This is a genomic window from Providencia sp. NPDC089933 (assembly GCF_049545585.1).
In the GTDB taxonomy this organism is placed as follows: Bacteria; Pseudomonadota; Gammaproteobacteria; order Enterobacterales; family Enterobacteriaceae; genus Providencia; species Providencia huashanensis.
In genome coordinates this window covers 96,408-107,914 of the sequence record NZ_JBMWDT010000011.1, presented here as the reverse complement: position 1 = coordinate 107,914, position 11,507 = coordinate 96,408, and the positions used below count along the sequence as shown (strand labels likewise).

The following is an 11,507-nucleotide window of genomic DNA, read 5'->3' as shown; positions in this document are numbered from 1 at the left end:
CGGCGGGGGTTTTTCTTTTTATCCCTTTCTCACCCCATCCCAATCTACCCCAAACTTTGCCAAATATTTTCGCAGCCTATCTGCATCATTTGGCTGTTTTTTATGTTGCCGTGAAATGGCAAACAGCTCACGCCCCGCTTCTGACAAAGAAGATGAACGCCGGCAAACTTCCAGCACGGTTGCTAACTGTTGCTGGTCGAATAAATCAATTTCACCAATTTGCTTTGGTAATGCATTGGTTGATTTTGACTGCCATTGAGCTTGCAAACGGCCAATTTCCTCTTCGGCTACCGCTTTGGTAATACGCCCGCGTTCAGCAAACGTTGCCATTCGGTTAATGGAGGCACCCAACTCACGGAAATTTCCACGCCAATGGGCTTGAGGGGAACAGGCAAACTTCACATAAACGTTTCGAGCTTCGCTATCAAAACGAATTTGGCTTTGTTGGTCTTGGCAAAATTTGGCTAATTCATAATCAATATTCGGTTCGATGTCTTCACGGCGGTCACGTAAGCCCGGTAAGGCAAATGTCCACATATTGATACGGGCAAATAAGTCTTCACGAAATTTGCCCTCTTCCACTTGCTGCGCCAAATTACGGTGAGTCCCTGCAATTAATTGAAAGTCACTGTGAATTTCTTCATCTGAACCATAAGGAAAAAAGCTTTTCTCCTCAATGGCTTTCAATAGCATTGCTTGTTCATCTAGCCCAAGTTCCGCAATTTCATCGAGAAATAAAATACCGCCATCCGCTTCTTTCAGTAACCCACGCCTTGGGTTAATTGCCCCTGTGAACGCCCCTTTTACATGACCAAACAGCGTCGACATAGCGTTATCACCACGAAGCGTTGCACAGTTTACTTCCACAAATCGCCCTTTAACTTGATGGCGGCTTTCACGCAGTTGATAAATTCGCCGAGCTAAGAAAGACTTCCCCGCCCCCGTTGGCCCATTGAGTAAAATCGGGGCTTTAGAGCGTAGTGCGACGCGTTCGATTTGCTCAATCATGGTATTAAATGCCGCGTTGCGGGTGGCAATACCCGATTTTAAAAACGAAACCTGCTGTTGCTGCTCTGTTTGGAAACGGCTGGTGATGTGGGCGTAACGGCTAAGATCAAGGTCTATCACCGCATGAATACCGGCAGGGTCTTTCTCCCGCCCCTTTTGGCTTGGGGAGGTTTGAATTAACTTCGCAGGCAGGTAATGAGCCTCGGTTAATAAGAACCAGCAAATTTGCACCACATGGGTACCCGTAGTGATATGTACCAGATACTCTTCATTATCAGTATCAAATTGATAATGCGAAGAAAAATCCAGTAATGAGGTATAAACCTCTTCAAAATCCCACGGGTCAGCAATATCCACCTCATGCAGTACCACTTCCGTATTGGGAGAAGCTTGTTCAATGTCCTCTTTCACCCGGTGCGCCATGCCATAGTCATTCACCTGATGCAGTAATTCAAAACGACCAATATCCAAATTAGGCTGTTGGCAAAGGCCAACCGTTGGCCGCCATTTTGTCCAGCGATTGGCTTTTTTGCCTCTTCTATCGAGTACTGTGCCCAATACACCAATGACCACTTTGCGTTTCTTATTCATGATGAGTTTATATAAATTTATAAAGTGCGATATAAAAAGATAATAAATAGCCTAATTCATTTCTCTTGGTAATGTTAGTAAAATTTAACCAGATATATTTATTTGTTATTTTTCAATAATATAAAATTTTTTAACTTACTTTAATAAAAGTTGGCACGCTTCTGGCAATTATATCTTCATCCACTGCCGGAAATTGTCTGAACTTCGAGTTCAACCGGTGCAGACATGGTGACTCAGTCACTACATGGTCTGTATGCCGCCGTCAGTAAGATACCTTGGTAATAGCCTAGCTATCAGGTTCGACTCCTGAAAAAAATACAAATCCAACTGTATAAAACTAAGCAGAAGTTAAGCTTGAAACCGCCACTCGAGAGCTTTGCCGAGTGATGAGCAGAAATTTAGACAGCCAATTTTGGCACTCTACTTTTCCCCTCACCACTTCGCTTTTTTCTTCAGTGCCGGATAAATATTGAAAAAGGAAAAATAATGAAAAAAATAAATATCGCTCAAGGACAAATCGCATTGACCGCTAAAAATGGGGATTTTAAACAATTACTGACTGCGGGTGAGCACCGTTTAAACGATTGGTTTAATCAATTGACGGTGTCATTGTTCACACTTGATAACGAACCTATTGATGAAAAACTGGCAGACCACTTACGCCAATTTCACCCTGATTGGGTTGATGATCACTGTATTGACATCGCTTTGACTGATGACGAGATTGGTTTTATATACTTGCACAATAGTTTGACAGAAATACTGCCACCAGCGAGCCGTCGGTTGTATTGGAAAAATAGCAATAATTTAAAAGTGGAGCCGCAGTCGCTAGAAAATAGCGTTATTGACTCTGTATTCGTTGCACGTCTGATGGGTAAAAAACGCATTAAAGGCAATGAGTTGGCCTTAATTAGCCAGGTACCTGCATGGCATGTCGGTATGCTAAAAATTGATGGTGAGATACAAGATTTATTACAACCGGGAACTTACGGTTATTGGAAAATCAACCACAAACCGGAAGTTGAGATAATAGACACTCGCTTACAATCATTAGAAGTTAGCGGACAAGAGATTTTAACCAAAGACAAAGTCACATTACGCATCAACCTGTGTGCCAACTGGCGCTATCACGATGTTTTGCTGGCATTCTCAAAACTGAGCCAGCCTGTAGAGCATTTATATCGTGAATTGCAGTTTTCAATACGAGAAATCGTGGGTACCCGAACCTTAGATGAACTTTTAGAAAACAAGCAGTTAATTGATGAGTTGATGTTGATTCAAGTCGCGCAGTGCGTCGTTGAGTTTGGCTTAGAAATCGATAGTATCGGTGTAAAAGACATCATTTTGCCGGGGGATATGCGCACTATTTTATCTCAAGTCGTTGAAGCCGAAAAATCGGCACAAGCTAACGTGATCCGCCGCCGTGAAGAAACCGCCGCGACTCGTTCACTGTTAAATACCGCAAAAGTGATGGAAAACAACCCAGTTGCGCTGCGTTTAAAAGAACTTGAAACCTTAGAAAGTATCGCACATCGAATCGACCAAATTTCCGTTTATGGTGGGTTAGATCAAGTATTAAACGGATTGGTAAAAATTAAGGAATAACAATGAATAACAATAACTTTAATCAATTAATTCAAGAAAATGGCGTGCCTGTAAAAATGTGGACCAACGGCGTGCCTGTAGACCCGAAAGCGGTAACACAACTACAAAACACCGCTAAAATGCCGTTTATTTTTAAGCACCTTGCGGTAATGCCTGATGTACACGTTGGAAAAGGTTCGACGATAGGAAGTGTTATACCAACCAAAGGGGCGATTATCCCTGCGGCAGTTGGCGTGGATATTGGCTGTGGGATGATTGCCGTGCGTACATCATTAACAGCGGCTGATTTACCAGATAGCCTGCAAAATATTCGTTTCGCTATCGAAGCGGCGGTACCACATGGTCGAACAACCCACCGCCATGGACGTGATAAAGGGGCTTGGTATCGTACACCGGATATTGTCGATACCCACTGGGCGCACTTGGATGAAGAGTTTAAACGTATCTGTGATAAATACCCAAAACTACGTAACACTAATCATTACAAACATTTAGGGACATTAGGAACGGGGAACCACTTTATTGAACTGTGTTTAGATGAACAAGACCGTGTATGGGTAATGCTACATAGCGGGTCACGCGGGGTGGGAAATGCGATAGGTAACTTGTTTATCACGCTGGCACAAAAAGATATGCAACAGCATATCGCCAATTTGCCGGATAGAGACCTTGCTTACTTTGAAGAAGGTAGTGTGCACTTTAATGACTATATGGAAGCAGTGGGTTGGGCGCAAGACTTTGCTCGCCATAACCGTGAAGTAATGATGCACCGCGTATTGGAAGCACTATCACGTGAAATTCCAAAGCCGTTTATCACAGAACAAGAAGCCGTAAATTGCCATCATAACTATGTGCAAAAAGAACAGCACTTTGGTGAAGAAGTACTGGTAACCCGAAAAGGCGCGGTATCTGCACGAAAAGGCCAAATGGGGATCATTCCAGGGTCAATGGGGGCGAAAAGTTTTATTGTGCGCGGTTTAGGTGACGAAGAAAGTTTTTGTTCATGCAGCCATGGTGCAGGGCGGGTCATGAGCCGGACAGAGGCTAAAAAACGTTTCTCTGTAAGTGACCAAAAAATAGCGACGGCCCATGTTGAGTGCCGAAAAGACAGTGATGTGATTGATGAAATACCGATGGCTTATAAAGACATTGATGCGGTGATGGCTGCGCAGTCCTCACTGGTAGAAATTGTTCATACCCTACGCCAAGTAGTATGTGTAAAGGGATAAAAGGAGAAAGCATGGAAACTAGCCATGAAAGTATATCCGTGCTGATGAAAGAACGGATAGGTAAAACACTTAAAGAAATAGAAGAAACTCACCACGTTAAAATACTCTTTGCGTGTGAGTCGGGTAGTCGCGGTTGGGGCTTTGCCTCCCGCGATAGCGACTATGACGTCCGGTTTATCTATGTTCACAAACTTGATTGGTACCTAACATTGGATAAAAAACGCGATGTGATAGAGAAACCAATTGATGATGAGTTAGATGTGTCGGGTTGGGAGCTTTCTAAAGCATTGAAATTAATGCGAAACTCAAACCCCGCATTAATCGAGTGGCTACACTCACCCATTGTGTATTTTAAGGATGAGGCATTTTTTACTCAACTGGAGCAACTGGCTGCACAATTTTATTCGCCACTAAAATCACGTTATCATTATTTATCAATAAGTAAGCGCAATTTACATACTGATTTTAAAGGCAAACAAGTTAAACTGAAAAAATACTTTTACCTATTGCGTGCTGTATTAGCATTACACTGGATAGAAAAAAGTAAAAACATGCCTCCAATGGCATTTTCAGAATTGGTGACTGCAACAGTCTCAGATAAATCAGTACGATTAGAAATTAATGAGTTGTTGGCGATAAAAAGCCAATCTGACGAAAGTCATTATGGTGCGAGACGGCCAGCTATAGACCAACTCGTATCAGAGACTATGACTAATGCAGAGCGAATGCAATTCCCTGAACCCGCTTGCCGTGATAGCCGTTTACTAGATAGTTTTTTCCGTACAGTTGTATTAGAAAATAACTAGCTATTGGTTATTCAAAAAAATAGACCATCAGAATATTTTTGATGGTCTTTCTTTAAAGGCAATGTCAAACACTTAAGAAAAATAATATTACCGCCAGCATGGGTTCTTCATAATTGAGAATTTCCCTGCGCCCATAAATGCCAATGCAATCGAGCTTAAGAAGAAATAAACAATACTTTCGATAGCCCAAGCGCCGGTTTTATCGAGTAAAAAAGTTTTATCCAAACCAATCATTAGCCATGCAACAACCATGGTAAACGCCACTAATAAAGCTGATGGACGCGTTAAAAAACCTAAAATAATAAAAATTGGGGCAACCACTTCACCTAAAATAGTCCCATAGGCAATAAATTCAGGTAAACCGTAAGAAGCCAGCAATGCCTTAATACCACTAGCCCCTGTTAATAATTTACTCATACCATGGAACAGCATTAGCCCACCAACCGAAAGGCGTAATAGCAACCTTCCTAAATCTTCATGAGACAATAAACGATTACATAGATTGACCACTTTATACCCCCTTAGAATATTTAAGCACATCATTAAGTAGTATGACTTAAAAACGTATTATGGCTTAGAAATATAAAGTAAGAATCATTTTAATTTGCATTTCTTATAACTAAATCAATTTTCATTTAATTATAATTTATTAACCTTTAACTCTTTCAAATATTACGTTTAATTAACGATTTAAACATCAAAAATACTGATCAATTAAACCTAACATTAAAAACTTTATGAACAATTTTTTACCGTGACCAGAGCAAGCTCAGTCAACGCATTATAAAAAAGGCTCTGGTTTGTTCGATTTAATTGCTCAGAAAACTGTGGTAACCAACTTTCTAAATGTTCATGCAATAATTCTTTTAATGCCTCTTCTCTCACTTGTGAAGCTAAAACCGCCGCTTGAAATAACATTAAACCAACATGGTCTGACGGTTCTGGATAAGGTGTTTGTACCGTCAAACGCTCACGTTTTAAAAAATCACTTAACGCCGCTGTTGATGAGCCTTGCAATACCCCTTCAGGGTCTAAATATACCGAGCCCCATGGTGGGGCTGGTAATGCATTTGGCCTAATAAATAGCGCTGTCCACTGAGTATTTAACGTCGCGATATCTATTTTAAGTGACTCCGTAATACGGCGGCTAAGTTGAGAACTTATTTTACAGGGCCACTGAGAGGCAAAATCATCGAGCTTGAAAAAATGAATAGCATAATCAGCTGCGTCGTCCTCTGGTGAAAATAAATAACAAGTACCCAATATATTAAATGCTGCTGCATAGTGTGAAAAATGGATCATACAACGGGTTATTTCCTAGGTAATAGCGGTTATTCATTTAAAGATGAATAGTATAAAAACAGTAACGTAACAGAAATTCAGCAACAATAGCGGCAACACAGCCTACAGCAAAATAAACCTGACTCGCTGATGCATGAATACCCAGCGTTGTTTGCCGAACTTGGCGATAAACCCCATACCCTAAAACCACGATAGCCAATATGCCAATTAACCAACTCCCTATGCGTAATGACCAAATTCCTTGATAAGCACGGATAGAATCAATAGGAAAGGTAATAGATTCATTATGATAGCCAGTGTGTAATAAATAGCTTTCGTATGCAGGCTGATAAACTAAACGCGCTAATAAGCTAAGAGCAATAACTGCCCATAATATCCACAACCCTCGGACTGGAATTTGCACATCAAGTGAACCAACATTAAAACGCAATAACATATTGATGAGTAAATAATACCCCGCTGCTCCCGCGGTAAGCATCGTGCCGTAAAACATCAAATAGGTGTTATCATTCATCCAAGTTAACATTGATGTATACCGATAAATTGACGCCATAGCATACACATCACAGAGCCCAGCAATAATGGCTAACCCTAACAACAGATATGACAATTCCTTTTTGAACCATAACCATAAAAAAGTCAGCCCAAGAAAAGCAAAGTAGCTTGCAGTGAGTACCACTTCACGACTTAACCAAGACGAGAAAATATTTAACAGTGAATTAGGGGCATTAAGTGGCACGCCTAGGTGCGTAATCGAAGATAACAATCCAACACCAGCAAGCACACAAGCAACTAATAAATACCATAAGAAAAACTGTGAGTTAATTTTCCCCGCTAACGCCGTGGATAATTTTTTCGCAAAGACCCCCAACATCACACTCAGCCCAATGGATGTTTGCATTAAAAATGTGAATAACAATAATGGCCATTCATTCATTTGGCATCTCCTTGTAAGTCTTGAGTACGACCCGCCCCTTGATGTGGGTGGATCACTAAATTGGGATGGGTAATTGAGGAATCTGGTAACCCACGGACATCCGCTTGGTCCCCATACTGTTTTCTCAGTTCATCAATGGGGCCAAACTGAATAGCCCCTAACGGGCAAGTCGCGACGCAGACGGGTTGCTCCCCTTTTAATTGCAAGTCGATACAAAAATCACATTTCGACATTTGCTTAGTTTCAGGGTTCATTTGAGGAGCACCATAGGGGCAAGACCAAGCGCAGGTTCCACAACCAACGCATTTGTCAGTGTTAACCATGACGATGCCGTCCCCTTCACGTTTATGCATAGCCGTCGTTGGGCAATTCTTTACACACATCGGGTCAGCACAATGGTTACATGAAATGGATAACGTATAAGCAAACACATTATTCACCAGCCCTCCCGTGCCGTTTTCAATAAATTCTCCCCCCGTTACTTCGTAAACACGGCGATACTTACGCCCCACATCAAGGTTATTTTTATCTTTACAGGCCACCTGACACGCTTTACAGCCTGAACAGCGCGCCGAATCAATATAGAACCCTAACTGTTTGTTACTGACAGCGGGATAAACGTGGAATTTACTCATGCTTTAGTTACCTCCACCAATAAAGTTTGATGGGCATTACCATGTGCCATTGCTGTACTACGTGCCGAGGTTAAAACGTTAGCACAACCACCTTGGTCAACTCCGTTCTCATCAGGCTGCCACCATGCTCCGGCCTGCAAGGCAACAACACCCGGCATAATGCGCTGAGTTATTTTGGCAGGCACCATGGTGACACCACGGTCGTTATTCACCTTGACGCGTTCTCCATCTGTAATGTTTCGTCGTTTAGCATCAATCGGGTTGATCCACAGTTCTTGTCGCTGTACTTCTTGTAACCACGGGTTAGCAAATTGCGTTGAATTGGCACGATTACGGCCTTTCCATGTAATTAGTTGCAATGGATAACGAGTCGTGAGGGTATCTTCAGGCCCTTCAATGGCAGGCACGTAATGTGATAGTGCTGGAATATCCGCATCCTGACGCTCATAAAGGCGTTTAGAGAAAATTTCGATTTTCCCTGATGGCGTTTCAAACGGGTGGTTTTGTATATCTTGGATATTTTTCTCAAAAGCAACATGCCCCACATGCGGCTGATGCTTTAATAGATGACGGCGTTTTACCAAGAGTTCATCAAAGCTAGGAATATTATCTTCTGGGCGTTTTTTGTGCGCATCATTCACCAGATGTTCTATCCATTGCTTTTCTGTTCTACCTTCACTGAATACGTCACCTACTCCTAACTTTTCTGCGACTTCACATAACCATTCATAGTCACTACGGCGTTCAAATTCAGGCTCGATGACTTTTTCAGATAAAATGATGTAATTACCCGTCCCCCATGTGCCCCCGACGTTCCAGCGTTCTAAGAAACTGGTTTCAGGAAGCAAAATATCGGCATATTTAGCACTCGGTGTCATATATAAATCGCTGTAAACGATAAATTCGACTTTGCTTTCATCTTCCAGCACTTTAGCGGCATGCAAAATATCCGGATTCTGATTAGTCATATAATTACCCGCTAATGAAAAAATCATTTTGATTTCGGTATCGAGTTTTTCTGCATTTTTCAAACCGTTATCAGGGGTCACTAAATCTTTATTTTCACAGGCTTGAACCCAATTAGTGATATTGATTTTTGCTTTCACTGGGTTCTCAAATAAACTTGGGCCCGCTAAGGTTTTACGTAAATCAGGAGTGACTGCCATACCGTAGCCAGCAGCCCAACCGCCTTTACGCCCCACATTACCGGTAATAGTCGCCAACAAAGTCGCCCCTCTCGCTGAGCGCTCACCACAAATATGACGTTGAGGCCCCCAGCCCTGCATTAAGGCGGCAGGTTTGGTATTAGCATATTCACGAGCGAGTTGGCGAATAGTCTGTGCAGGGACCTTTGTAATCGGCTCTGCCCATTCAGGGGTTTTCACAATTCCATCTTTTTTCCCCATTAAATAAGCTATTAATGACTCGTTCTCGGGGACACCTTCAGGCATCTGATGTTCATCAAACCCGATGGTGTATTTATCAATAAAGGCTTGATCATGCAGGCCTTCGCTGATGATCACATACATCATCGCATCCATCATCGCGTTGTCTGTGGTGGGTAAGATAGGAACCCATTGATCAGCTAAGGATGATGCGGTATCCGAGTAACGCGGGTCGACAACGATAAATTTAGTGCCATTCTTTTTCATCTTTTGGAAATAATGATTTGAATGACCAAAAATCGTTTCGTTAGGGTTGTGCCCCCATAAGATCACTAAAGGCGTATCTTCTAAGGTATCTAAGGTGCTACCACTCGCTGAGGTGCCATAAGTATATGGCGTGACTGCCATGGTATTGCCATTACTCACTGAATGGTAATTTTCCAGAAAGCCCCCCGTTAAGTTAAATAAACGGCGTAGCATGTTGGCACCAGAAAAAATACCGCCTGTTACCCCCGTACTCAAACTGACAAAACGCGATGCTGGGCCATATTGCGTATTAATACGCTGCATATTATCTGCAATTAACGTCGTCGCTTCTTCCCAGCTAATACGTTCAAAACGCCCTTCGCCACGTTTACCAACCCTTTTCATTGGGTATTTCAAGCGATTTGGATGATAAACAAATTTTCGATAGCTACGACCACGTACACATGCACGCATGATCGGCATCTCTTCATCAAGGTCGGCATCAGGGCGTGTACTTATGCGTGTAACGACCCCCTCTTTGACATGTGCTCGAATATCACATTTTCCACCACAGTCAAAACTACTACAGGTTGATACGATGCGTTCCGCTGAGTTTTGAATAAGCTTAGTAGGGATGATCTCTGGGTCTTCTGGTGTTGAGGCAATGGTTTTAGCAGCAATAAAGGGGACAGCCATGAGTGCAGAGCTGCCTTGAATAAACCGACGGCGGGTTAGTGGTTCGATCAGATGTGTTTGGCTATCATTCCGATCTGGGTAATTTTTCATAGTAACTCTACCTCTGGCGTACATTAGGTTGCCGCGATAGAGTAAACATTTCCCTCTTAGCCAACTTTCGAAAAATCGCCAAACACATCGGAATTTCAGCCAACCATATAAAACATGTGGTTATATCAATAAAAATTGCCTATATTCATAAAACTAACAACAATATTTGAATCTCAGCCAACAAAATTGCCTATGCGAAATATTCCACTGAAAACAATTGATGCGACGCCTCGTGATGTTCTCGCCATTGGAACCGATTACTTACCGAATGTACTCTTGAGCTCTCATGTTCACCGTCGAGCTCAGTTTCTCTATGGTGCTACCGGGCTAATTGAAGTCAGCACCGCAGATGGCGAATGGGTGATCCCACCAGATAGCGGAGTTTGGATCCCCTGTAATACTCCCCATGAAACACGTATGCTGAATGTCAGCACTCGTAGTTTATATATCGAGCCAAAAGCAGCGCCGCGTAGGGGGAATCGATGTGAGGTATTACGGGTATCTCCATTACTTCGTCAGCTATTGCTTGAAGCCGTTGATACCCCGCTCGAATATGACTTAAATGGTCGTGATGGCGCAATGTTCCAACTTATTTTACATGAAATAGCACAAGCGGAGCCGCTTCCTTTCTATGCCCCCATCCCCCGAGATGAGCATTTAGCAACACTGTGTCGTGAGTTTTTGAAATCACCACAAATTACCTCTCTTCCCCAAGAATGGGCAGCAAAACTCCATAAGAGTGAGCGCTCGTTTAGTCGTTTTTTTGGAACTCAAACAGGGTTGTCTTTCTCTGATTGGCGGCAACAAGCTTGTTTGTTAAGTGCAATCACCCATATTTCTGCTGGGAAGTCGATTACTGAAGTGGCATTTGATTTGGGCTATAGCAATGTGGGGTCATTTTCAACCATGTTTAAAAGGTGGTTAGGGCAAAGCCCATCAAGTTTTATTCAACGAATTTCTGGGTAAGCTTGCCTCAG

The 11,507-nt window shown here is 42.4% G+C and carries 10 protein-coding genes; 4 read left to right on the top strand and 6 right to left on the bottom strand.

What is annotated here, in order from left to right; all coding sequences use genetic code 11:
* Positions 1 to 18: 18 nt before the first annotated feature.
* Positions 19 to 1,599 (bottom strand): RNA repair transcriptional activator RtcR, encoded by a 1,581-nt coding sequence (gene rtcR / locus ACPEH5_RS15930; protein WP_281110897.1) that lies wholly within the window; start codon positions 1,597 to 1,599, stop codon positions 19 to 21.
* Between the two features lie 486 nt (positions 1,600 to 2,085).
* On the opposite strand from rtcR, the gene ACPEH5_RS15925 reads away from it, so the two are divergent.
* From ACPEH5_RS15925 to ACPEH5_RS15915, 3 genes are read left to right on the top strand one after another with little or no spacing between them, the layout of a single operon-like run.
* Entirely contained in the window at positions 2,086 to 3,204 is a 1,119-nt protein-coding gene (locus tag ACPEH5_RS15925; protein ID WP_166685580.1) for a slipin family protein, read from the top strand.
* Positions 3,205 to 3,206: 2 nt separating this feature from the next.
* A complete protein-coding gene (locus ACPEH5_RS15920; RefSeq protein WP_042848433.1) occupies positions 3,207 to 4,433 on the top strand; it encodes an RtcB family protein in 1,227 nt (408 codons plus the stop codon).
* Positions 4,434 to 4,444: 11 nt separating this feature from the next.
* Complete coding sequence (locus tag ACPEH5_RS15915; protein WP_042848434.1) at positions 4,445 to 5,239, top strand: nucleotidyltransferase domain-containing protein; 795 nt, start codon at positions 4,445 to 4,447, stop codon at positions 5,237 to 5,239.
* Between the two features lie 87 nt (positions 5,240 to 5,326).
* Here ACPEH5_RS15915 and ACPEH5_RS15910 read toward each other — a convergent pair whose 3' ends face one another.
* From ACPEH5_RS15910 to ACPEH5_RS15890, 5 genes are all read right to left on the bottom strand, one after another.
* Positions 5,327 to 5,782, bottom strand: coding sequence for a DoxX family protein (locus ACPEH5_RS15910; RefSeq protein WP_071547663.1), 456 nt, complete (start codon positions 5,780 to 5,782; stop codon positions 5,327 to 5,329).
* Positions 5,783 to 5,974: 192 nt separating this feature from the next.
* On the bottom strand, positions 5,975 to 6,541 hold the full coding sequence (locus tag ACPEH5_RS15905) for a molecular chaperone TorD family protein (RefSeq protein ID WP_281110898.1): 567 nt from the start codon (positions 6,539 to 6,541) through the stop codon (positions 5,975 to 5,977).
* 37 nt (positions 6,542 to 6,578) lie between these two features.
* Positions 6,579 to 7,478 (bottom strand): dimethyl sulfoxide reductase anchor subunit family protein, encoded by a 900-nt coding sequence (locus ACPEH5_RS15900; RefSeq protein WP_042848439.1) that lies wholly within the window; start codon positions 7,476 to 7,478, stop codon positions 6,579 to 6,581.
* Entirely contained in the window at positions 7,475 to 8,113 is a 639-nt protein-coding gene (locus ACPEH5_RS15895) for a DMSO/selenate family reductase complex B subunit (protein WP_042848441.1), read from the bottom strand. Before ACPEH5_RS15895 ends, ACPEH5_RS15900 begins: the two co-directional genes overlap by 4 nt.
* A complete protein-coding gene (locus ACPEH5_RS15890; RefSeq protein ID WP_042848443.1) occupies positions 8,110 to 10,530 on the bottom strand; it encodes a DMSO/selenate family reductase complex A subunit in 2,421 nt (806 codons plus the stop codon). The genes ACPEH5_RS15895 and ACPEH5_RS15890 overlap by 4 nt, the downstream gene beginning before the upstream one ends.
* Before the next feature lie 192 nt (positions 10,531 to 10,722).
* Between ACPEH5_RS15890 and ACPEH5_RS15885 the strand changes: the two genes are divergently transcribed.
* Entirely contained in the window at positions 10,723 to 11,496 is a 774-nt protein-coding gene (locus ACPEH5_RS15885) for an AraC family transcriptional regulator (RefSeq protein WP_042848444.1), read from the top strand.
* The last annotated feature ends 11 nt before the right edge of the window (positions 11,497 to 11,507 follow it).

What these genes read in the sequence shown, in the direction of transcription:
- ACPEH5_RS15890 (WP_042848443.1), bottom strand. Translation starts at nt 10,530, where the DNA reads ATGAAAAATTACCCAGATCGGAATGATAGCCAAACACATCTGATCGAA.
- ACPEH5_RS15900 (WP_042848439.1), bottom strand. Translation starts at nt 7,478, where the DNA reads ATGAATGAATGGCCATTATTGTTATTCACATTTTTAATGCAAACATCC.
- ACPEH5_RS15885 (WP_042848444.1), top strand. Translation starts at nt 10,723, where the DNA reads ATGCGAAATATTCCACTGAAAACAATTGATGCGACGCCTCGTGATGTT.
- ACPEH5_RS15905 (WP_281110898.1), bottom strand. Translation starts at nt 6,541, where the DNA reads ATGATCCATTTTTCACACTATGCAGCAGCATTTAATATATTGGGTACT.
- ACPEH5_RS15920 (WP_042848433.1), top strand. Translation starts at nt 3,207, where the DNA reads ATGAATAACAATAACTTTAATCAATTAATTCAAGAAAATGGCGTGCCT.
- ACPEH5_RS15895 (WP_042848441.1), bottom strand. Translation starts at nt 8,113, where the DNA reads ATGAGTAAATTCCACGTTTATCCCGCTGTCAGTAACAAACAGTTAGGG.
- rtcR (WP_281110897.1), bottom strand. Translation starts at nt 1,599, where the DNA reads ATGAATAAGAAACGCAAAGTGGTCATTGGTGTATTGGGCACAGTACTC.
- ACPEH5_RS15910 (WP_071547663.1), bottom strand. Translation starts at nt 5,782, where the DNA reads ATGATGTGCTTAAATATTCTAAGGGGGTATAAAGTGGTCAATCTATGT.
- ACPEH5_RS15925 (WP_166685580.1), top strand. Translation starts at nt 2,086, where the DNA reads ATGAAAAAAATAAATATCGCTCAAGGACAAATCGCATTGACCGCTAAA.
- ACPEH5_RS15915 (WP_042848434.1), top strand. Translation starts at nt 4,445, where the DNA reads ATGGAAACTAGCCATGAAAGTATATCCGTGCTGATGAAAGAACGGATA.